Here is a 19,986-nt window from a genome sequence, read left to right as displayed (position 1 = left end):
AATACCCCTGCAGGGAAACGCAAGGGCTGCGGCCCTGCCCTCAGGGGACAGGATCCGCAGCCCTCTACTTGCCTAGCCGTTCAGCGCGCTGTAATCCAGAGCGCCTCCGGTGGCGGAATCGCCGTAGGTTTCCACGTGGACGTGGTCCATATGCCGGGTGGTGTCATTCCAGTTGTCGGTGAACTGGGTGCCGTACTTGCCAGAGGTCGAGTACGGCTCCCAGCCCTTCGCCTCAGATAGCCAGATCTTGTCCTGCCAGATCAGGTAGTGGACTCCCAGCTGCTTGCGGTTGTCCAGCAGGAACTGGGAAATGCGGTCTCCGGCGGCGATTCCGGCGGCGCTGTGGTAATTGCCGATCATCGCGTCCACGGCTTTGCCGGAGCTGTGGCCAACGGATCCGGGACGCACCGTGCCCAGCGAGGTGAAGTCACCGGCGAACAGCTGCCGCAGCTGCTTGATGACCCCTTGGGTATCGCTGCGCACCGGGTGCAGCTCGGCGGTGCTCAAGTAGCGGGAGCTGACGTATCCGGTGCCGACGCCGCTGGTCACCTTGGCCCAGCCGTTCTGCGCGCTGATCAGCTGCACTCGCCCATAGGCCGGGAGAATTCCCTTGCTTGCATAATTGGTCCCCGGGCCGGTGCGCAGATGCAAGCTGCCGGTTGTCCAGCGGTATTGCGCGCTGGACGGTTTTTCGTCGCTCAGGTAGTCGGCGCTGACGTAGCCGGTCCCCTCCGAGGAGGTCACCTTCGACCAGCCCGCCGTAGTCAGGTGGACGGTGAGCTTTTCCCCCTTCGGGATCACGCCGAGCGAACGATGGCTGGTGCCGGCCCCACTGCGCAGGTTGAGGTTCGCGGTGGTCCACTGGGTGCTGCCCCCGATAGGGCGGACGCTGTCGTCGTCATCCTTGGGCTGGCTGTCGCTCTTGGCGCTCGTGGACAAATACGCGCTGCTGGCCCAACCGGTGCCTTGAGAGGAGCTTACCTTCGACCAGCCGCTGGAGGTCGTGTGGATAGTGACCTTCTCGCCCTTGGGGATCACGCCGAGCGAACGGTGGTTGGTTCCGGCCCCGGAGCGCACGTTCAGGTTTGCCGTGGTGTACGCTGACTTTTTGGCGGTGGGCGGGGTCTCTGGTCCGGAATTGGAGGCGCCACCGCCCAGGTAGGTCCGGCTGACCCAACCGGTCCCCTTCGAGGACGAGACCTGGGCCCAGTTGCCCGAGGTGCGCAGGACATTGACCTTTTCGCCCTCCGGGATCACCCCAAGCGAGCGGTAGCCGGTTCCGGCCCCGGTGCGCAGATTCAAGTTGGCGGTCGTATAGCGCGAGCCCTCCGAAGATTCCGTTTTCGGGATGCTCGGCTTCGACGAAGAACCCTTCGAGGTCAGGTAGCTGGCGCTGGACCAACCGGTCCCCTTTGACGAGGTCACCTTGGCCCATCCCCTGGACGTCTTCGAAACCGTGACCTTCTCCCCCTTGGGGATCACACCGAGCGAACGGTAGCCGGTCCCGGCCCCGGTGCGCAGGTTGAGGTTCGCCGTCGTATAGCGCACCGAACCGCCCTTGGAATCCGTGGTGGACGAGTCTTTTTCCAGGTATGAGCCAGCGGACCACCCGGTTTTCCCGCCGTACTTGATCTTGTTCCAACCATGGCTGGTCGCCAGCACGCTGACTTTGGTGCCCATCGGGATCACCAGCAACGTGGCTGAGGAGGTTGTGGCCCGTTCGCGCAACCGCAGGTTTGCCGTGGTGCGCTTGATTGTTGCCGATTTGGCGGATTGGACGGTGAGCTTCGCCGTCGGCAAGGAGTTCGGCACATCTGCGGATGCCGGTGGCGCTGCGGCTGCCTGAGCGCCGGTTCCGATTGTCATGGTCACGGCCAAGGCCAGTGCTGCGGTGCGTCCCGGATTCCTCATAAGTCCCTACCTGATATCAGTCGGCGACGCTCATCCATCACGGTTCATAAGGCATCTGGCAATGTCCGAGCGGCTTGTGCTAGTTCGTTCAATCGGCACCCACCCCACAAGGAGAGCCGCCCCAAGCTCGCCACCGAAAGTACTTCTACGCAACACCCTCCCACAATCGGGCCCGACTCGCACATCATTTTCCCAGATCGACGTCTTAAAACACGCAGAGGTAAGGTGGCTTACTTTTCCGATGCACTAGGCGCTCCGCCGGTCCTCGACCGGCGTGACCCGTTGTGCGTCCCCTCCAGAATTCCAGCACGTAGGCTTGAGCACATGGGCATCGATAATTCTCAGTCACAGATTTTCTACGCGGTGGCTACCGCCCGCGAGGTCGAGCTGGCGGCGGAGAACTTTGGCGGTCCAGAGCAGATTCTTGGCACCGAAGCGAGGCGCGCAACCGACTTCCTGCAGGCCGAAGACCGCGAGGCCTTCCTCGGGGCACGCACGCTGCTGCGCTTACTGCTGGCGCATGTCCAGCACGGCGATCTGGCGATGGCCGCGCAGCTGCGGATCTCACGTCGCTGCACTTCGTGCGGTTCTGTAGAGCATGGGAAACCTGCATCCCCAGAGCATTCCATCTCGCTTTCGCGCACCCGCAAAATGTTCATCGCGGCAGTCGGCCCGAAGAGGATCGACCTTGGAGTCGACATTGAGCGGGGGCCCGGCTTTTCTCCCGAAGGCGTCTTTGCCGGTTTTGATGACGTGGCGCTCACCGCCGCGGAACGCAGACTGGTTCGTCGAGAGGCCAATGCGGATAGGGTGCGCCTCATCGCATGGTCGGCCAAGGAGGCTCTGCTCAAAGCCTCCGGCACGGGGCTACGCCAAGAGCCGTCCGCCGTCCCGGTGCTATCGGCGCGTGCGCTTCGCGCCGAGCGTAAAGGTCAGTGGACCGAGGTGAAGCGCCCGGCCGAATACCAATTGCGCTGGCTGCCCGTGCCTGCCACCCATGTCTCGGCATTGGCCGCTTCTGTGTCGCTGCCGGTCGTGGAACTCAGCGCAGAATTATTCGGAGATGGGAACGGCCAGCTACTACAGCGCTAAACGTCGATGAAGGTAATCAAAATGCGGGCAGGGTTTTCCGCATAAACGGCGTGGACCACACCGGCCTCCAACTGGATCATTCCGCCATAGCTCAGTTGATGGGTCTGATCACCGACGCTGAAGTCCACTTGCCCGTCGAGAACCTGCACGATGATGGGAGTGGCTGCCTTATGCTCGGCCAATTCGACATCTGCGTCAAAAGCGATCTGCACGAGCGTGGCGCCGGAAGCGGAACTGATCCGCTGGGCCGAGTAGCTCCCTGGCTTAATCGGATTCGCTAATTCAAGATCGCCCAATTCCTGAGCCAACAGGGAACTTGCTACCTTGGTGTAGTTCTTGTCCATCACGAATCTTCCTTTACGTCAGGTGGTGCCCGGTGCTGGAGGTCCAATCTCCTTCGAGTATTCCAGAATTTGCCTGCATTCCAAGGCTGCGAGCGCATTGGCCGCAGCGGGGCTAGTAGGAGCGCCGCCTGACCTTGCGGACAATTAGCAGAATGACGCTCACCAGCATCGCCGTCGCAAGCGTCACCAACGCCGGAATGATCCAGTCGGATTGCCGTACGGCAGCTACGGTCAGCTCGCCGAATCTGCTCAAGGATGCGCCCCATGACCCCTCAGGGTTTTCCAAGATCGTGACCACCGCGGAGATCACCGCGGGCATGATCCATTGAATTGCCAAGGCAATAATCCAGAGAACCAGATGCCAGGCTCGGAGAAAACCAAGGAATCCCAGCACGAATCCGAGCAGCAACGGGCCGGCATAGGTCAGCGAGGAATAGATGTTTGGATCGGCCGGAGTATACGTCGCCACCATTTGCATCCATTGCCCCACGCTGAATGCGAGCACTGCGACCAGCAGGGCCACCACGCTCAGCCGCAATTTTGCGATGACAAAATAGAGGATCTGGGAAATCACCAGCAGCGTTCCGAAAACCCATAGCTCCCTTTGAGTTTCGGGGCTGGCACCCCCCTGCAGAAAATTCGGCTCGCCGCCCAATATCCAATGCGCCGCTAGTCCCAAGAGGAAGAGCATCATGCCCACATCGGTCAGAATCGCGAAGCTCGTCGCGCGCCGCCCTATGGCTCGGGCAAACCAACCACCGAGCAGAGCGACAAGGGACAAAACAATAATCAGGCCCGCTGCGTCGGAATCCGGAGCAGGCAACAGCGACTCGTCTCGTTGGCCAAGCCACAACCAAAGCCAAGGAGCAACCGCAAGAAGTACAACGAATAACCCCGCAACGATCTGGGCCCACCAGGGACTCCAGAAGTTCCGGCTGCTTCTCATATTCAACGTATGTGCTCCCACGGGCTCATTCTGTCAGAGGAGCGAGTCTGATTCTAGGACCTCAGGAGCTATTTCAGCGCGTCGGCCACCGGTGTCACAGCGTCGACAAGTTCACCGCATACGGCGGTTCGGATCGTTTTGGGCTGCACTGCCCCGCGGCACAACGCCAAAGAGACCCGTACACGTTTCCCCTCAAACGGGGAAGCGTGTACGGGTCTCTTGATCAGACCTTTTGATGCCCGACGACGGTGTATTTGTCCCGTGTCTAGATGCGCCCGCGAAGATGTGGGTGATCTTTACGGTGACCGGCGTAAGCCATGCCAGGTGGTAACCCGATGACTTCAACTGAAACCAGTAAATACCAAATCAATCACTGTGTGCAACCGACCTGTTGATGAGTGATCAATATGATCAGTCCTAATACTTTGAGGTACCTTAGAGTCGACATTCTGCCGAATCCACTGAATTTAGTGTCGTGGATCACTGTCTTCAACGGCTTCGCTATGGACTCTTTCAATCTTGATCTTTCGCTCGGACACCGCGGAGGACAAGAACATCGCCACGATGACAAACCCCAAAGGCAGGATCAATGCCTGACGCAGCCCAAATTCATCACCCACGAATCCGAGGAGTGGCGGGCCGACCAGGAATGCGATGTATCCAATAGTTGCTGCTACGGCGACGCGTCCTGCAGGATCATTTCCTGAGGCTCCAGCGGCAGAAATCGCCAGCGGAAATGCGAGCGAGGTGCCGATTCCCCACAGAATGACTGCGCTGCCTGCAAGAACCGGGTTATCGAGAAAGATGACGCCGGACAGGCCGGACGCACCGAGGAAGGCGCTCACGGCAAAGGTCCGGCTCGCGCCGAAACGTGCGATGAACCAGCCGCCGCAGAACCTGCCAATGGTCATCGCCAACGCGAAGCCGGTGAAAATCAGGGAGCCCGCGGCCGGGTCAAACCCGTGGCCGTCCACCATGACCAGCGGGAGCCAATCATTGGCGGACCCTTCGGCGAGCGCCATCGCCAAGACGATGAAGCCGATCAGCAACAAGCGAGGATCCAGCCACAACCGCGCGGTGCGCTGCGGCACTTCTCCATCCTGCCTGTGCGTATCGATTTTTCCGGTTCCCTGCGGAAGATAGCGATTGACGTAGAGGAATAGCGCGAGGGAAAGCAGGCCGCTGAGCACCAAGTGCCAAATTACAGGGAAGGCCAGCGACGTGAAGACTATCCCGAGGCTCGCCCCAATGACGGTACCGAGCGAGAAGAAGCCGTGCAGGCTCGCAAGGAATGGCTTCTTGGTGATTCGTTCCACCTCGGCGCCTTCCACGTTCATGCCAACTTCTGCACTGCCCATTCCGGCGCCGAAGATGAATAGACCCGCGGCGACGCACCATTCCAATTGGAAGTGGGCGCTTATTCCAATCAGCGGCATAGAGATAACCACGGCGGATGAGCCTGCTTGGATCACCGGACGGGCCGCGAAACGCGCAACGAGCTTTCCGGAGAAGATAATTCCAAGCATCGATCCTACGGATAAGCCGAAGAGCACAAGCCCCATCTTGGCGGGGGTAGCTTCGAGCAGATCGCGAATGGCCGGTGTACGGGTTACCCAAGAGGACATCGTCAGCCCGGGGAGGAAAAACAGCGTATACAGCGCCCAACGGCGTTGGGTAATGGTCGGTGCCAAGTCCGCTCCTGGTGCGGGTGCAGTCGGTGCCGAAATCGGCATTCATAGTAAATCTACACAAGGTTGGCATTTGCAGGACAACTTTGTCTGCAGAAACATCATTACGCCTTGACCTTGACGCTGCGTCAACCCTTAGCGTGGTAGCCATGAACGATTTTCTGTCGACCAATCCCGGTGGTGCGCACTCGATCAGTGAAGTGGCACGGGCCGCAGGTGTGAGCAGTCGAACCCTGCGCCACTACGACCATATCGGTCTACTCCATCCGAGCTGGACCGCAGACAATGGGTACCGTTTTTACACCCGGCATGAGTTGGTGCGCCTGCAGCGCATTCTTCTAATGCGTCAGTTGGGACTGAAGCTGGAAACCATTGGCGAAATCATTGATGAGCATCAAGATGAGATTTCTGCCCTCCAAACCCATATCACCGAGTTGTGGAACCAACGCACTGCTTTAGATGCCCAAATCAACGCCCTGAGGCACACCATCCAATCGCTAAGATCAGGAGAGAGCATGAATGTAGATCAAGCCTTCGACGGCTTCAACGAACAATACAAAGACGAGGTAGTCGCCCGTTGGGGCCAAGAGAGCTACGTAAAGTCGGATCAGTGGTGGCGCGGACAGTCGAAGGACCAACAGGCCGCACAGCTGCAGCAGGTGAAAGACCTAAATGAAAAGTGGATACAGGCTGGGCGTTCAGGCATAGACCCAACTGGTGACCGAGCCCAACAAATTGCTGCGGAGCATGTAGCTTGGCTCAATAGCATCCCCGGAACCCCGGGCCATGAGGGAGATGAAGCACAGCTTAGGCAATATGTATTGGGGTTGGCCGAGATGTACGTGGCCGATGAACGATTCGCGAAGAACTACGTAGACCAAGCTCCCTTTGTGAAGGCATCTTTGGAACGTTTTATGCAGGGGTAGTTGCACTCCTAGAGGTAAATCCCGTCCGGGGCTGTCCCTCGGTCGGGATTTACTGCTGTCGCCTACACATGCGCTATTCGCTGCCGTCGCTGATTTCGTCGCGGGCTTGGGCATAGCGGTGCTGAATGTAGTTTTCCAATTCGACCCTTTCGACCCGCCACATGCCACGTCCACCAATCTGTATCGCCGGAAGCTCGCCGCTTTTCACCAGTGCGCGTACCTGCGGAAGCTTGACGTTCAACTCTTCGGCGACGTCTTCCAATCTCATAAACCTCATACTTGATAGGTTACTGTTATTTGCGGTTATTTGGTGTGGGAATAGGCAAGTTGTGGATAAGTCGGTGTTCGAAGATTCGACTGCATCCGGGCGATGACACATAATGAGTTAGACGCAACAAAACCGGTCAGACCGTGCAACACACTTGGGTGCGGCTGGTCATTTTGACTAAAATCCTATGAAGGCACTTACGCCGCCGCCCACCCAACTTGCCAGCACAGGAGAAACTCCATATGCATTCGGAAACGTATCAGCTCGATGAGACCGACCGCCGAATCCTGTTGGCCCTGGATGCCGATCCCCGAGTGCCGATCATGATGCTGGCACAGCAGCTGGGTTTGGCCCGCGGCACCGTGCAGACCCGGCTGGAACGGCTGGCCCACTCTGGCGCGTTGCGTCCAAATACCGCACGGATCCTGCCAAGCTCGATGGGGCGCGGAGTCAGCGCGTTCGTCAGTGCAGAGCTCAACCAGTCAAGTTTGAATGAAGCCATCGAGGCACTTCGCGGCATCCCAGAGGTACTCGAATGTGTTGCACCGGCCGGTGAAACCGACTTGTTGATCCGCGTCTCGGCCACCGATCCAGATGATCTATATCGAGTCTCCGAAGAGATCCGCCTATGTCCTGGCATCACGCGCACATCTACCTCGATGATTCTGCGCGACGTGATCCCCTACCGCACCACCGAATTGCTCAAGAAACTCAGCGGAACCAAGAACTAGCTAGCTACTAGATCCAGTGTCCTTGCCGGAAGGTTTCTACGCGCGGCAAATACGCACACCATGCTGAGCAAGCAAAGCCCGATTAGCAACGCGATAAACCAGATGGGGTCCGCGAATGGACGCCACATGGCGAAGAGGGTCGGGAAGCTAAATCCGATAAAGCACACCGCATAGAACCGTCCGGTGAGTTTGCCCATTTCTGCCGATCCGGCAAGGTCAAGCACCTGGCTCAACCCAGCCACCAGCAAGACGCCATTTGCCGAACCCGAGAGAATAAAGGCGAGGACGCCCAAGGCTTCGGAGCCGGTCGTGTAAACCACGATCATCAAGAGAAAAGCCAGGACCGCCAGAGTGAGCCCGGCGAGCAATAGGTTCACCTTGCTGGTGTTGTTGTATCGTTTGGCCAGTGGCTGGATGATCACTCCCATGCCCATGGTGATGGCAACCGCGGCGGTGGTGTAGAACAGCGATGACTGGCCAGCGTCCGTGCTCAATGCGGGAACTATGGCAAAGCCACTAGCGGCCAGCCCAAAGACCCACGGAGCCGCTGGAAGAACGACGAATCTGAAGCGGGCGAGATTCTCCGCCGTGGTGCTGCCTCCAGCTGTTCGAAGTTTGGGAGCTTTTTCTTCCTTGACTGTGGTGATCAGCAGCAGCCAAGACACAGCAGCTACGGCGTGAATTCCATAAGCCAGTTCGGGGCTAGCGCTCGCGCCAACTATTGCCCCGGAAATTATCGGTCCCAAGGCAAAGCCTGCCGAGGTGCACAGGGCCGCACGAGTGGCTCCTGCCGGACCGACGCTCAGTACTTTAACCCAGCTGGTCACCGCGACCATCGCCAGTCCCATCCCCATTCCGGTGAAGACACGTCCGAGATACAACCCGGAGTCGTTCACCATGCCGAACATCATGGCAACCGAACCCAGCGTGGACGCGGTCAGCGCCAGCAGCGTGAACGGCTTGCGGCCAAATTTGTCGGCCAGAGGCCCGCCCAAGAGCAAAGTGGGGATCATGCCGAGCAAATAGCTACCCATCACCAGCATCGCTTCAATTTCGTTCAACTCGCGGTGCTGCTGGTACCAGCTAATAAGCGATACGTACTGGTTGGCGCACCAGCCAGTGAGGACTAGGCAGATGCCTGGAAGCCACCATGAATTCTTGCCCTGCTTGGTCTTGCTCGTGGTGATCTTACTTCTCCAGTTCATGGAACAGTTCGCGAACGCGATCTGCAATTTCGTCACGGATCATATTCATCCGTTCCGCACCGGTGACCCCGTCTTCGCTCGGTTCATAGGTGATCCAGCGTTCGGTGGGGATCGCTTCGTCAATGCTAGGGTTGGCTTCGCTCCCCAAGATGACTACGCGGTCCACCTTCTCCACGACCGATGAATCAATAGCCTTAGGCGTTCCGGCAGACATGTCTGCACCGGTTTCGGCCAAAGAATCGACCGCCTCGTGATTGATCACGGTGCCAGGGTTTGTACCGGCCGAATAGCTGGTGACCGTGCCGCCAGAAACAAGATCCATCAATGCCGCAGCCATTTGCGACTTGCCTGCATTGCGCGAGCAGATAAAAAGAACCGAAGTAGCCATGAACTCATTGAACCACCCACAAGGCATTCGTGGGTGGTTCAATGATATTTGTTGAGGGCACATTATGGCTGCGCTCAACGCGTTTTGATTGTTTCTCCCTTGAAGAAAGCGGGATGCCGCACCCTGGTGAAGAGCATGATTGCTACGCCAAGCAGCAGCACACCTACGCCGAGGATGAAGACCATTCCCACATTGCCGATCGCGGATCCGGAACCGTAATCGGGGTTCATCGATTCGACGGCGGTGCTGAAGAACATTACCAGCAGCACCACACCGCCGACCAAAGGAGCCAAGAATTTGAAGAAGAAATTCCGCACGTTGGTAAATAGTTCACCGCGGAAATACCAGACGCAGGCCAGCGCCGTCAGTCCGTAGTAGAAGCAGATCATCAGCCCGAGCGCCGTGATGGTGTCCCACAATGCATTTTCGGAGATCAGCCGGGTCACGACATAGAACACCGCGGCGGCAGCTGCCGAGACGATGGTAGCTACTGAGGGCGACATGAAGCGTGGCGAAATCTTGGCGAAGCTCGGCGGCAAGGCCTTGTAGTAGCCCATGGCGAGCAAGGTGCGTGCCGGAGACACCATGGTTGACTGCAGCGAGGCTGCCGAGGAGGAGAGAATCGCCAATGACATCAGGATGGCCAGTGGACCCATGATCGGCCCCGAAAGCACCGCAAAAATCGATTCTTGGTTCGCTTCATTGCCTGCCCCGAGCCCGGTTTCACCCACACCTGCCCAGTAGAGGACTCCCAAGGAAACCGCTAGATACAAGGCGATGATCAGGAGCACTGTCCAGGTCGCGCCGCGTCCGGGTACCTTGTTGGGGTCGGTGGTTTCTTCGTTCATGGTCAGCGTGACATCCCATCCCCAGAACACGAAGATGGATAGCGAGATGCCCGCGGCAAAGGCCGAAAATGAATCCACGCTCGCCGGGTTGAACATGTCTAAGGTGATCGGCGTGCGGTCAAAGGGCGTGCTGTTGGTGAAGGCCATGACGGCAAAGAGCAGCAGCACCGATACTTGGAAACCGACCAAAATATACTGAAACACCTTGGTTGCGTTCAGTCCGCGATAGGAAATATAAGCCGCCGCGGCGATAAAGGCCAGTGTGGTGGGAATGTTGACCCAAAGATTATCCGTCAGCTCGGCAATCGCTTGATTGCCGGTGAGCTGGGCGATGAGGATATAGAAGAAATCCACGGCTACGGCCGCCAGATTCGATAAGACGATCACCGTCGCCGCGATCAGCCCCCAGCCACCCATCCAACCGATCATGGGACCAAAGGCGCGGGTGGCCCAGGTAAATGAAGTCCCCGAGTCCGGCATCGCGTTGTTTAGCTCGCGGTAGCCCAGTGCCACCAGCAGCATCGGAATGAAACCCGCCAGCAAGATGGCCGGAAGTTGCGTGCCGACCTCGGACACCGTGGCGCCTAGACCGGCGGTCAAGGTGTAGGCCGGGGCAATACAGGAAATACCGATCACGACCAGTCCCAGCACGCCTACGGTGCCGGTGGACAGGCCCTTGGAGTGCAGGCCGGTGTCCGGTTGCTCGACGGTGTCCCGTCTGAGATCTTGCGACATAGTGATTACCTTCTGGGGTTCATGCTGGGCAGGCGTCGTCGTCTGTCCAGGGTGCGGGCAGCGCCCGCTCCACGGATTTTAGTTCGGCACCACGGCCATGGGGACGTTGAGCTGGCGCAGAATTCGTTGTGCCTTGGGACCGATGAATAGGCGCCGGGTGGCGGCAAGCCGCGCCGAGCCAAGAATGGCGAATTCGCCATCAATCCATTCCAGGGACTCGATGGCCTCATCCAGGCTTTGCCCCGAAACCACTTCAACGGATGCCTGCAGTCCCATGGAGTCGGTCAGTTCGGTGAGGAACTTCCTGGTGCGCACCAGATGCTGGTTCAGCTCGGTGGCCGGGTCAGACACATCAGAGTCAGCCACGAGGGTGGCCACACGTAAATCCACGCCACGGGCTGTGGCGAATCTAGCTGCGCTGGCGATCACCTCGCGTGCCCCGGGGCGGTCCCCCACGAAGGCTGTCATGCGGGTGATCCTCCCTTGGGCCGCACGCAGCGAGGCTAGCGCTTGCGGGCTGGACATGATCACCGAAACGCTCGAAGCGTGCAGGAGCGCGTTCGCCACGCCACCGGGCATGAAGAAACCCGCCCGGTGGCGTTTGCGTCCGCCCAAGACGATCCCATGGGCTCCGCTGTCTTCGGCCAGCTCCATCAGACCTTCGGCCACCGAAGGCACCGAGCGGGCTACCACGCGAACGGTGACTCCCGCCGGGACCTGGTTCAGCGCGTGGGCGGCCCATTCATCGACCTTGGCGGAGAGAATCGAGTCGAATCCGTGGTCCCCGCCGGGATAGACGGTGCTAAACGGGGTACTGGCAGGGAGCACTATCGCGATCACCAGGCTGGGTGACAAGGTGCCCTGCACCAGGGCCGCGGCCAGTTCGATGGCTTCGGCGCCGCGTTGATCTGCGGTGTATCCTACAAGCAATTTCATGGCTAGGCGGTGACCTTATTCAGTGGAGCCACACCGTCATAGTTTTCGTCGTAGCTGGCCCCGTCAAGCTCGGCGATGATTCGTGCGGCCGAGCGGCGGCCCATTCGCACGGCGCCATCCACGTGCTGGAATCCTTCTCCGGCGAGATCTGAGGAGGAGAAGTAGAGCGGTCCGACGTTGTCATTTTGGGTTGCGCCGAACCGCGAGAGGCCGCCCAAGTCGTAGCTGGTGGCATAGGCCCCGCGGGTCCATTCTTCGGCGCCGAAATCCGAAAGGTAGAAGACCTTTGGCTCCAAGGCTTTCTCGCCGAGGAATTCGCAGATCCCCTGCAGGATCTGCTCCTTGCGGTCTTCTTCGTTCAGTTCCCACATGGCATCGGCGTTGACGTCAGAGATGAAACCGACCAGGGTACCGGTGCTTTCTCCGGTGTAGGTGTTGTCATAGAGTTCCTGGACCAAGGAGCTTGGGCCGAAACAGGTTCCGGATAGCCCGGCTTCTCGCCAGAACGGCGTCTCGTACACGGCATGGACCTTGATCACTAGACCCATGGAGTGGTGCTGGTGGGTGATCAGCTGCTTGCGGGGAAGCGCCGGCACATAGCTGATGCGCGAGTACAGGTTCGGCGGAACTGCAATGACAGCCTTCTTGGCCTTCACGCTGACGGTAGCTCCGTGGGCGATTACCCCATCTTCAGACCATTCGAGCTTCAACACCGGATTCTCCAGGAATACGTCGTCGCCGAGGCGCGCGGCCACCGTTTTGGAAACTCCCTGCATGGTGCCCACGATGCGACGGTCAAGGATGAAATCCTCATCAACAAGGTTGTCGAAAGATCCTGCCGAGGATGCCATCAGCACCGCTTGCAATGCCGAGAAGGTGTGCGCCGGTTTGGTCAGCATGCCACCGGCGATAAATAGCCCAATGTTTTCGCAGGCGAGATTGTCTGCCGAATGTTCGCGCAAGAAATGATGGAAGGAGACCATGTCCAGCTCCTTGGCGCGCGGGTGCTCCCATGGCTTGTCTGGATTCATCTGTGCCGCAAGCTCATTCATCAGCTCAATGAGTTTGTTCATTTCGACTACGGTGCTTGCCGCGACCGGGAAATCCGCGCCTTCATAGACGATGCTCTCGCCATCGGTGGTTCGATAGACGCTCTTGCCCGCTTTGTAGCGTTCGAAGGTTTCGATGCCCAACTCGTCGATCAGCGAATACAATCCGGTCTGATCCGGGCTGATCCACTGGCCACCGATTTCAATGGTGGCGCCGTCCATTTCTTCGCTCCAGGTGCGCCCGCCTACACGGTCACGCGCTTCGAGCACCGCCACGGTCTTGCCGCATTTTTGCAGTTCGAAGGCGGCGGTCAGACCCGATGGCCCAGCACCGATCACAACGACGTCACGTTCAATTTGTTTCATGGTAATTCTCCTCAACGCTAAATGAATTTGGTTCATTTACCTCTGCGTATAGCATAGAGTACGAACATGCGCTTGTGAAGCATGCCACGTCAGGGGGAAATTGGAATGACCACCGAAGGTGCCCGACGGGCCGGTCGACCACGCACAGCGATACTCAACCGTGACCGCATCACCGAGCACGCGCTGGGTCTCGTATCGCAGGACGGCTATGACGCACTGACCATGCAGCAACTGGCCAGGTCCTTGGGGGTCTCGCCTTCGGCCCTCTACAACCACGTGGATTCCAAGCAAGACCTGCTGCAATGGATTCAGGAATTGGTGATGGCGGAGGTGGACACCTCCGCCTTCGAAAAACTAGAAATCCACGAGGCGCTGATTCACTGGGCTACCAGCTACCGCGGTATTTTCGCCAAGCACATTCCATTGATCCCGATTATCGCCGTGCTCCCGGTGGCCGATTCGCCACGCACCTTGGGCATGTATGAGCATGTGGCAAAGGCGTTGAAAAACTACGGGCTCGCCGAATCCGAGATCGTTCCGACGATTGTCGCCCTGGAGTCGTTCATCTTCGGCTCAGCCATGGACACCGCAGCGCCACATGACATTTTTGACACGAGCAATCGCCAAGATGCCACCCCTAATTTCACGCAGGCCGTTGCGGCGCAGCGCGAGACGGGAATCAACACCAGCGACGATTCCTTCAGACGCGGAATCCGCGCGCTGGTGCTCGGCTTGCTGGCTTCGCGAGACCAGCTATGAGGCAAAGCCGTACGCCTGCTGGGAGTTCAAGGCTTTCGGCCAAACAGTGGGCAGCCATCGCGCTGGGAATTGTTGCGCTGGTCTTTATCTTGCAGAACCTTCAATTCGTGCGTGTGGAACTGCTGCTCTTCCACACCGCCGCTCCGCTGTGGGCCGTGCTCTCCGCCACTTTGGCCATAGGTTATGTGATCGGGCGGTTCTCTAAGAAGCGGGATTAGTCATCAAGGAACGCCCATTCGCCAACCTCTTCACCCTCGGCATCGAGGATGTCCCCCTGAGCGCCTGGCTCTAGCGGGTAGATGGCGATATTCTTCGACCAGTCCGCGAGTATCTTCTGCAACTCCTCGAGTGGCTTGAGCTTCATACTCTCGGAGTCGAAGTTTACTTCCATTACGAAACGCATGTCGGGCTCCAATCCGTGGGATTGTCGCCATCCTATGCCCAGAATTTCTTAATTACGAGTCTTGTCAGCGGCACTCCGAGATGCGCACACAGCCGAAGTACCAGCAATACAGAAGCAGCTTGGGCGAAACCAATAGGTTTCGCCCAAGCTGCTTGAAAATTCTGGAGTTAGGGCATAGCACCCATGGTCGACAGCGACGCGATCGCCTCGTTGCCACCGACCTTGTACAGAGCCAACAGCAATCCGCCAAAGACGATTCCCATCACCGCGCTGAACCCGAGAGAGATCTTCACCAGCGAGCGTACTTCCTGGCGGCTGACTACCGATTCATCTTCCAGGTAGGAAACTGCTCCGCGGCTAATCGATTCTGCCGGACTAAGCGCTCGGGCACTGAGCAGATTCGACGCCGAATCCGTTGCGCCCCCACGCAGATAGGCAACAGTTGCACGGTTTTTGCGATCCTGACGAAACTTGACGACACTTGCGCCATGACGGGCCAAGAGTATGTCTTCGCCGAGAGGGATCGCACCCATGTTCTGCTCCTAGATTTTTGCCAACATCGTAATTCCAGTAAAGCCCATAAATTTTCCCCTTTTTTACAGAACCCTCTAATTCGTTCACAACGTCACAGCACCTTGTGATTCAATCCGCATGAATAACCGGAAGTTACGGCAAAAATGGTGACTTGCGCCATTTATCAAAGAGGCTAAAATTCAAAGCGTAAATATGATTCTGAAGATTATTTATTCTTTAACTAATCTAGGTTTTGCGACCCGTCCATCATCACTCAGGCGGCGAATGCGACGGGTCTAGCGAAGAGCCTGAGCGGGGAAATAAATGACGGCGGTGAGCGAATCCGAAATGTTCTATTCACCGCCGCCATTGAAGGTAGCGCGCCGATACCTGCTAGGCGGTCTTCATCTGCCCTTGCTTGCGGTCGCGCTTAGCTTCGTGAATATGTGCCTTGAGCTCCTGATTCGTCAGGTTCTCCGGGGATGCGACGCCATGCTTATTTGCCTGCCGAATCAGCGACTCGCGGATCTCTGCTTCGTGTGTTCGCCGGTATTTCGCGACCAGATAGATACTGGCGCCAACAAGCGCCGTAAGGGTGACCAATGCGGCCAGTACAGTTACGTCAACACTCATTAAGTTCTCGGCCTCCTCAAAACTCAACCGCGGATGCGGCTAGCCTCGACCGAGGCATCATCAGCGATGGTTCGCGACTTCGAAACGCCTCACCTCGGAAGAGAACGTTCATCTTAGCATTTTTATTCGAATAATGCCAGTCGCTATCGTCAGGAAGTACGAATCGAGAGCGTGTTTCCGAAGCCTGCAAATCGTTCTACTTTCGCACGCTGGCTTCGATTCCGTTGTGGACCATATTCCCGATACGTTCTCATCCAAACGTCAGTATCGTCGAGGGGTGCCAACCGGGTTGCAACCATTCGTTAATACTCGTCGGTGCCATGGCTGTGTTCAAAGACCAGAGAAGTTTGGGTGGTGGCCACCGCGGGATTCGCTGACAGGTTGTCCAAGACGAACTGCCGCACATCTGAGGAGTTCCGGACAGCAACGTGCAGGACGAAATCGTCGGCGCCGCCGAGGAAGAACAGCTGGCGGACCCCGGGTTTAGCACGCATGTCCGAAGCGAAGCTGGACATCAGGTGACGTGCGCCCGGACGTATTTTGACGAAGATCAGCGCCTCGAGCTCCCGACCAAGAACTTGCGGATCGACCTCGATGGTGAATCGGGAGATGACTCCGGAGTCGCGTAGGGCATTTAGTCGAGCCAGGCAGGTGGATGCCGCAATTCCCAATTCCTCGGCCAACGAGTTATTAGTTCTACGTGAATTCTCCGAGAGCAGCGCCAACAACCGTCGGTCTAGCTCATCGAGCTGGGCAGTTCTTTTTTCGCCAGACGCGGGGTTATTGAGCATCTATTTGCACCAGCTTTCACTACCAAGTTTTTTTGGGCCTTGCCGCCTTGGACGTCTTTACATTCTCTAGAACAACATCATAGTGAGTTCATGATTGATCAGGCATGCTCTCTTCGGAAGCAGCACCGCTGATCCGTTCGGAATTGCGCTTGCGGTAGCGGAGGAAAAAATACACGATCACCGCGATGGCCAACAAGGCAGCAACAATATACGGCCAATCCAGCGAGAGCCAGGCGTAGAACACCGCCATGCCAATGGTCGTGTAAATCAAGGCCCAGGCCAGCGCTCCTACCGTCACCGCAGGCAGGTAGCGCCGTAGCGGCATCCGGCTAGCCCCGGCCGAGGCATTAACCGCAGACTGAATTCCAACGGTGAGGAAGCACAATGGAACCGCAAGCATTCCCCACCGTGCAATGAATCTTTGGGCACGCCGGTACACAATTCCGTGCATGATTCTTTGATACCGGGTGTTTTCCACCCCGCGTGCCACTGCGCGGCCTACCCAATAGGTCGCGTTGCCGCGAAGCATCGCTCCGAAAAAGAAGAATGTGAAAGTCACCATGAAAGGTGCCTCATTCACCAGCCAATCAATTGTCATTTACCGCTACGGGACACTTTTGATCTTCGTGACCAGTACGGCACCTACGAGGCTGATCACCGCGGAGCAGATGAACAAGGTTGAATATCCGCCGAACCAAGTCACCGACAGCCAAGCGACAAGCGGGGCTACGACCTGAGGCAGGGAGTTCGCAATATTGATCATGCCCAGATCCTTGCCCCGTGAGTCTTCATGCGGAAGGACCTGGGTTAGCAGGGCAAAATCCACCGCTAGGTAGGCTCCGAAACCAATGCCCAGCAGTACTGCGGCAATGATTGCGGTGCCAAAGGAAGAGGCGAAAGCCAACGTGAGGGCAGCAATGGCCACGATGACCGAGGAGATGATTACATACTTCTTGCGCTTCCCATCCCGATCTGACAAGCGTCCAGATATCACCGAGGAGAAGATCACGCAGAAGGCGTAAATGGCGGTCAGCACCAGCACCCCGGTGGCTGGTTCCGGATGATGCAGTTCGTCTTGCAAGAAGAAGAGCAGATATACCAAACATAGTTGGCTGCCCAGATACAGCAGGAATCGAGTCAGCCAGGCCCACCCGAAATCGGTGTACTGCAGGGGGTTGATCCAGAAGCTCTTGATGAATTCCAAGAGTTTCAACGGTTCCAGCGTTCCCTTGGGCAACGGCACGTCCTGGCGCATCAATACGAATGGAATGGCGCAGATCGCCACCGCAGTAGCGACCATGGCATAGCCGAAAACCAGGTTCGAGGCGGCCACCATGCCGATGACCGCACCAATAAGCGAACCACAGGTCTGGCCCAGTGCTACCAGTCCACCGACCAGTCCGCGTTGTTCCACCGGCACCTTATCCGGGATGGCCGCGAAGATCGCGGCCAGTGCCGCGTTGCCGGCTGCCTGCATCAACGCCCAGCCGATTACCAGCATGGTCACCGTCTGCGCGGTGGACATCAAGAGCAATGCCAGCGCGGCAAAGACGGTTCCACACATCACCCACGGGACGCGTCGGCCAAATTTCGAGGTGCTCCGGTCGCTCAAGGCACCGAATAACGGGTTGGCAACCAGCGACACCGCCGCGCCCACACCGGTGACCAGCGAAAGAATGGCGTTTTTCTGGCTGGCGTCCAGCTGTTCGGCGTGCAGGCCAAGCAGCACCTGAATCGGCGCGAAAAAGCCGACATTGATGCCGATATGGACAATGACGACCGCGGCTATCCATCCGGCTCCTACGCGCTTCGTCGGAACGCGAAGAGCTTCGGGCAACCGCGAATTACGTTCTGTGATCATGTTTGGTCCTGCCGTCCAAGGTCGCGAGGACCGACCAGTGGGTCTCGTAGTTCTTCAATGCTCGGGGTCACGCCTCGGGCAATAAGTCGTTTAACTGCCTTGGACATCAGCCCGCCATCGACCATTGATGCGGCGATCAGGCTTCCGGACTCGTCCAAACCAAAGAGTACCTGCAGCTGGCCGCGCCGGTTCAACCGCGAAATGGTTCGACTTGCCTTGCCGAAGTCCCCCACCGTTTCGACGTGGCTGTCGTGGCGGTCAGACCAGAACCAAGGAACCGAGTGTGCGGTTGCTTCGGTGCCCATGATGGTTGCGGCAGCAATGGCTGCATCCTCCATGGCGGCTTCCCAGTGCACCGCACGAGGCCGCTGAACCATGCGCGCGGCGTCCCCAATAGCAAGGACCTGCCGCTGACTGGTGGTGCGCAGGGATTCATCGACAACAATCCCGTCGTTGATTTCCAACCCCATATCCGCTGCGAGCGTGGTTTCGGCGGTGACACCGATTGCTGCAACGATGATTTCTGCATCGATCCGCCGACCGGAAACCATCGCGTGCGTCGGACCGAGCTCGGTCACCGCCCCCGTCATCGAGGTAATCCCGCGGCGGGAATGCTCGGCATGCAGCGCCGTTGCCATGTCTGTGCCCAAGACTTTGGACAGCGGAGCCGAAGAGCTGGACACGAGGGTCACCTGCGCTCCGAGCATTTTTGCGGTGGCGGCGAACTCCGCACCGACCAGTCCGGCGCCGATGATGAGGACTCGTTGGCCGAACATTCCATCTTCCAGCATCGACGACAGAAAAACGGCGTCTTCTCCGCTGTGCAGGCTGCGCGCGTATTCTGTGCCTGGCACCTGAAGCTTGTTGGGAGTGGTGCCGGTGGCGAGCACTACCCAATCGTCCGGCTCCGTGGGTACGCTCAGTTCGGTGACCGATTCCTGGACCAGCCCCACACCATGTTCCTCGAACCACGAGAGCGGAACAAAGTGCTCACGCTGCAGCGACTTGCTTAGCGGTGGCCGGTCATAGGGAAGCCCCTCGGGGTCACTGATCTTGATGCTTCCGGAATATCCCTTGTTGACCAATTCGCGCGCAAGGGTAAATCCGGCAACGCCACCGCCGACAATATGAACTGACGGCATTTAGATATCTAGCTCCAAATTCCCGTCAACTACCGCAACCTTGTAGGTGCGCGCGTCATCGGTGGCGGGAAGGCACTGCACCTTTCCGCTCTTCAAATCGAAGGTGGAGGCGTGCAATGGGCATTCAACCTCGCACCCTTCGACCCAACCGTCGGAGAGCGAAGCGATCTCATGGGGGCATTCGTCCTGCAATGCATAAAAATTGCCGTCTGCTGCATGGAAAATCGCAATGTCTTCGCTGGCGCCGCTGTCACTGGCGGGGACCAGCAGAGCGTCTCCTCTGGAAATCTGTTCTGCGGGACCGACTTGGTAGCTCACGATGACTCCTTGTTGTTGAACACGTCTGGAACCATCTTGTCACTTTCGCCCCTCACTCACCTATCTGGCAGGCCACTATGATGCAATGCAATCTGGCCTGCTACGCGCTGGCTTGCTGGAGGCCGTGACATGC

General features: G+C 58.1%; 23 protein-coding genes. 5 read left to right on the top strand and 18 right to left on the bottom strand.

What is annotated here, in order from left to right; genetic code table 11:
- Window positions 1-72: 72 nt before the first annotated feature.
- Complete coding sequence (locus CQ019_RS10345; RefSeq protein WP_105552913.1) at window positions 73-1,911, bottom strand: SH3 domain-containing protein; 1,839 nt, start codon at window positions 1,909-1,911, stop codon at window positions 73-75.
- Between the two features lie 324 nt (window positions 1,912-2,235).
- On the opposite strand from CQ019_RS10345, the gene CQ019_RS10340 reads away from it, so the two are divergent.
- A complete protein-coding gene (locus CQ019_RS10340; RefSeq protein WP_105569630.1) occupies window positions 2,236-3,003 on the top strand; it encodes a 4'-phosphopantetheinyl transferase superfamily protein in 768 nt (255 codons plus the stop codon).
- Here CQ019_RS10340 and CQ019_RS10335 read toward each other — a convergent pair.
- The 3 genes from CQ019_RS10335 to CQ019_RS10325 all read right to left on the bottom strand — a co-directional run bounded on the left by CQ019_RS10335 (window position 3,000) and on the right by CQ019_RS10325 (window position 5,984).
- Window positions 3,000-3,347, bottom strand: a complete 348-nt coding sequence (locus CQ019_RS10335) for a cupin domain-containing protein (RefSeq protein WP_105552911.1) — start codon at window positions 3,345-3,347, stop codon at window positions 3,000-3,002. The two genes, CQ019_RS10340 and CQ019_RS10335, sit on opposite strands and share 4 nt — an antisense overlap.
- 112 nt (window positions 3,348-3,459) lie before the next feature.
- The gene (locus CQ019_RS10330; protein WP_146113357.1) at window positions 3,460-4,314 is read right to left on the bottom strand and encodes a hypothetical protein; all 855 of its coding nucleotides are present in this window, start codon (window positions 4,312-4,314) and stop codon (window positions 3,460-3,462) included.
- A 446-nt stretch (window positions 4,315-4,760) separates the two neighbouring features.
- Window positions 4,761-5,984, bottom strand: a complete 1,224-nt coding sequence (locus CQ019_RS10325) for an MFS transporter (RefSeq protein WP_258133510.1) — start codon at window positions 5,982-5,984, stop codon at window positions 4,761-4,763.
- A gap of 146 nt (window positions 5,985-6,130) precedes the next feature.
- Between CQ019_RS10325 and CQ019_RS10320 the strand changes: the two genes are divergently transcribed.
- The gene (locus CQ019_RS10320; protein WP_105569628.1) at window positions 6,131-6,907 is read left to right on the top strand and encodes a MerR family transcriptional regulator; all 777 of its coding nucleotides are present in this window, start codon (window positions 6,131-6,133) and stop codon (window positions 6,905-6,907) included.
- Between the two features lie 73 nt (window positions 6,908-6,980).
- Here the strand turns inward: CQ019_RS10320 and CQ019_RS10315 are convergent, their stop codons facing one another.
- Window positions 6,981-7,175 (bottom strand): helix-turn-helix domain-containing protein, encoded by a 195-nt coding sequence (locus CQ019_RS10315; RefSeq protein ID WP_105552907.1) that lies wholly within the window; start codon window positions 7,173-7,175, stop codon window positions 6,981-6,983.
- A gap of 242 nt (window positions 7,176-7,417) precedes the next feature.
- Between CQ019_RS10315 and CQ019_RS10310 the strand changes: the two genes are divergently transcribed.
- Complete coding sequence (locus CQ019_RS10310) at window positions 7,418-7,906, top strand: Lrp/AsnC family transcriptional regulator (RefSeq protein ID WP_105552906.1); 489 nt, start codon at window positions 7,418-7,420, stop codon at window positions 7,904-7,906.
- On the opposite strand, the gene CQ019_RS10305 is transcribed toward CQ019_RS10310, so the two are convergent.
- From CQ019_RS10305 to CQ019_RS10285, 5 genes are all read right to left on the bottom strand, one after another.
- A complete protein-coding gene (locus CQ019_RS10305) occupies window positions 7,903-9,111 on the bottom strand; it encodes an MFS transporter (protein ID WP_105552905.1) in 1,209 nt (402 codons plus the stop codon). The genes CQ019_RS10310 and CQ019_RS10305 overlap by 4 nt on opposite strands.
- Window positions 9,095-9,499 (bottom strand): low molecular weight phosphatase family protein, encoded by a 405-nt coding sequence (locus tag CQ019_RS10300; RefSeq protein WP_105552904.1) that lies wholly within the window; start codon window positions 9,497-9,499, stop codon window positions 9,095-9,097. Before CQ019_RS10300 ends, CQ019_RS10305 begins: the two co-directional genes overlap by 17 nt.
- 74 nt (window positions 9,500-9,573) lie before the next feature.
- Window positions 9,574-11,082, bottom strand: coding sequence for an APC family permease (locus tag CQ019_RS10295; RefSeq protein WP_105569627.1), 1,509 nt, complete (start codon window positions 11,080-11,082; stop codon window positions 9,574-9,576).
- Window positions 11,083-11,160: 78 nt separating this feature from the next.
- Complete coding sequence (locus CQ019_RS10290; RefSeq protein WP_105569626.1) at window positions 11,161-12,018, bottom strand: universal stress protein; 858 nt, start codon at window positions 12,016-12,018, stop codon at window positions 11,161-11,163.
- A gap of 2 nt (window positions 12,019-12,020) precedes the next feature.
- On the bottom strand, window positions 12,021-13,433 hold the full coding sequence (locus CQ019_RS10285; protein ID WP_105569625.1) for an NAD(P)/FAD-dependent oxidoreductase: 1,413 nt from the start codon (window positions 13,431-13,433) through the stop codon (window positions 12,021-12,023).
- A gap of 105 nt (window positions 13,434-13,538) precedes the next feature.
- Between CQ019_RS10285 and CQ019_RS10280 the strand changes: the two genes are divergently transcribed.
- The gene (locus CQ019_RS10280; protein ID WP_105569624.1) at window positions 13,539-14,192 is read left to right on the top strand and encodes a TetR/AcrR family transcriptional regulator; all 654 of its coding nucleotides are present in this window, start codon (window positions 13,539-13,541) and stop codon (window positions 14,190-14,192) included.
- Window positions 14,189-14,410: a DUF1049 domain-containing protein gene (locus CQ019_RS10275; protein ID WP_105569623.1), complete on the top strand. Its 222-nt coding sequence runs from the start codon at window positions 14,189-14,191 to the stop codon at window positions 14,408-14,410. Before CQ019_RS10280 ends, CQ019_RS10275 begins: the two co-directional genes overlap by 4 nt.
- Here the strand turns inward: CQ019_RS10275 and CQ019_RS18500 are convergent.
- From CQ019_RS18500 to CQ019_RS10235, 8 genes are all read right to left on the bottom strand, one after another.
- Window positions 14,407-14,556 carry a hypothetical protein gene (locus CQ019_RS18500; RefSeq protein ID WP_181148398.1) on the bottom strand — a complete coding sequence of 50 codons (150 nt, stop codon included), beginning with the start codon at window positions 14,554-14,556 and terminating at the stop codon, window positions 14,407-14,409. The genes CQ019_RS10275 and CQ019_RS18500 overlap by 4 nt on opposite strands.
- Before the next feature lie 206 nt (window positions 14,557-14,762).
- Window positions 14,763-15,128: a hypothetical protein gene (locus CQ019_RS10265; protein WP_105569622.1), complete on the bottom strand. Its 366-nt coding sequence runs from the start codon at window positions 15,126-15,128 to the stop codon at window positions 14,763-14,765.
- A gap of 373 nt (window positions 15,129-15,501) precedes the next feature.
- The gene (locus CQ019_RS10260) at window positions 15,502-15,741 is read right to left on the bottom strand and encodes a hypothetical protein (RefSeq protein WP_146113356.1); all 240 of its coding nucleotides are present in this window, start codon (window positions 15,739-15,741) and stop codon (window positions 15,502-15,504) included.
- Between the two features lie 302 nt (window positions 15,742-16,043).
- Window positions 16,044-16,532: an Lrp/AsnC family transcriptional regulator gene (locus tag CQ019_RS10255; RefSeq protein ID WP_105552895.1), complete on the bottom strand. Its 489-nt coding sequence runs from the start codon at window positions 16,530-16,532 to the stop codon at window positions 16,044-16,046.
- 88 nt (window positions 16,533-16,620) lie between these two features.
- Window positions 16,621-17,094, bottom strand: coding sequence for a DedA family protein (locus CQ019_RS10250; protein ID WP_258133509.1), 474 nt, complete (start codon window positions 17,092-17,094; stop codon window positions 16,621-16,623).
- A 42-nt stretch (window positions 17,095-17,136) separates the two neighbouring features.
- Entirely contained in the window at window positions 17,137-18,393 is a 1,257-nt protein-coding gene (locus tag CQ019_RS10245; protein WP_105552893.1) for an MFS transporter, read from the bottom strand.
- Window positions 18,390-19,535, bottom strand: a complete 1,146-nt coding sequence (locus CQ019_RS10240; RefSeq protein WP_105569620.1) for an NAD(P)/FAD-dependent oxidoreductase — start codon at window positions 19,533-19,535, stop codon at window positions 18,390-18,392. The genes CQ019_RS10245 and CQ019_RS10240 overlap by 4 nt, the downstream gene beginning before the upstream one ends.
- Window positions 19,536-19,853, bottom strand: coding sequence for a non-heme iron oxygenase ferredoxin subunit (locus CQ019_RS10235; RefSeq protein WP_105552891.1), 318 nt, complete (start codon window positions 19,851-19,853; stop codon window positions 19,536-19,538).
- Window positions 19,854-19,986 lie beyond the last annotated feature (133 nt).

Origin of the sequence: Arthrobacter sp. MYb229, assembly GCF_002975405.1 — a bacterium.
Taxonomy (GTDB): Bacteria; Actinomycetota; Actinomycetes; order Actinomycetales; family Micrococcaceae; genus Glutamicibacter.
This window is presented reverse-complemented; position numbering and strand designations above follow the sequence as displayed.

Coding starts and splice junctions, on each gene's coding strand:
- CQ019_RS10345 (WP_105552913.1), bottom strand. CDS start 1,911: ATGAGGAATCCGGGACGCACCGCAGCACTGGCCTTGGCCGTGACCATG.
- CQ019_RS10340 (WP_105569630.1), top strand. CDS start 2,236: ATGGGCATCGATAATTCTCAGTCACAGATTTTCTACGCGGTGGCTACC.
- CQ019_RS10335 (WP_105552911.1), bottom strand. CDS start 3,347: ATGGACAAGAACTACACCAAGGTAGCAAGTTCCCTGTTGGCTCAGGAA.
- CQ019_RS10320 (WP_105569628.1), top strand. CDS start 6,131: ATGAACGATTTTCTGTCGACCAATCCCGGTGGTGCGCACTCGATCAGT.
- CQ019_RS10315 (WP_105552907.1), bottom strand. CDS start 7,175: ATGAGATTGGAAGACGTCGCCGAAGAGTTGAACGTCAAGCTTCCGCAG.
- CQ019_RS10310 (WP_105552906.1), top strand. CDS start 7,418: ATGCATTCGGAAACGTATCAGCTCGATGAGACCGACCGCCGAATCCTG.
- CQ019_RS10305 (WP_105552905.1), bottom strand. CDS start 9,111: ATGAACTGGAGAAGTAAGATCACCACGAGCAAGACCAAGCAGGGCAAG.
- CQ019_RS10300 (WP_105552904.1), bottom strand. CDS start 9,499: ATGGCTACTTCGGTTCTTTTTATCTGCTCGCGCAATGCAGGCAAGTCG.
- CQ019_RS10295 (WP_105569627.1), bottom strand. CDS start 11,082: ATGTCGCAAGATCTCAGACGGGACACCGTCGAGCAACCGGACACCGGC.
- CQ019_RS10290 (WP_105569626.1), bottom strand. CDS start 12,018: ATGAAATTGCTTGTAGGATACACCGCAGATCAACGCGGCGCCGAAGCC.
- CQ019_RS10285 (WP_105569625.1), bottom strand. CDS start 13,433: ATGAAACAAATTGAACGTGACGTCGTTGTGATCGGTGCTGGGCCATCG.
- CQ019_RS10280 (WP_105569624.1), top strand. CDS start 13,539: ATGACCACCGAAGGTGCCCGACGGGCCGGTCGACCACGCACAGCGATA.
- CQ019_RS10275 (WP_105569623.1), top strand. CDS start 14,189: ATGAGGCAAAGCCGTACGCCTGCTGGGAGTTCAAGGCTTTCGGCCAAA.
- CQ019_RS18500 (WP_181148398.1), bottom strand. CDS start 14,556: ATGAAGCTCAAGCCACTCGAGGAGTTGCAGAAGATACTCGCGGACTGG.
- CQ019_RS10265 (WP_105569622.1), bottom strand. CDS start 15,128: ATGGGTGCGATCCCTCTCGGCGAAGACATACTCTTGGCCCGTCATGGC.
- CQ019_RS10260 (WP_146113356.1), bottom strand. CDS start 15,741: ATGAGTGTTGACGTAACTGTACTGGCCGCATTGGTCACCCTTACGGCG.
- CQ019_RS10255 (WP_105552895.1), bottom strand. CDS start 16,532: ATGCTCAATAACCCCGCGTCTGGCGAAAAAAGAACTGCCCAGCTCGAT.
- CQ019_RS10250 (WP_258133509.1), bottom strand. CDS start 17,094: ATGGTGACTTTCACATTCTTCTTTTTCGGAGCGATGCTTCGCGGCAAC.
- CQ019_RS10245 (WP_105552893.1), bottom strand. CDS start 18,393: ATGATCACAGAACGTAATTCGCGGTTGCCCGAAGCTCTTCGCGTTCCG.
- CQ019_RS10240 (WP_105569620.1), bottom strand. CDS start 19,535: ATGCCGTCAGTTCATATTGTCGGCGGTGGCGTTGCCGGATTTACCCTT.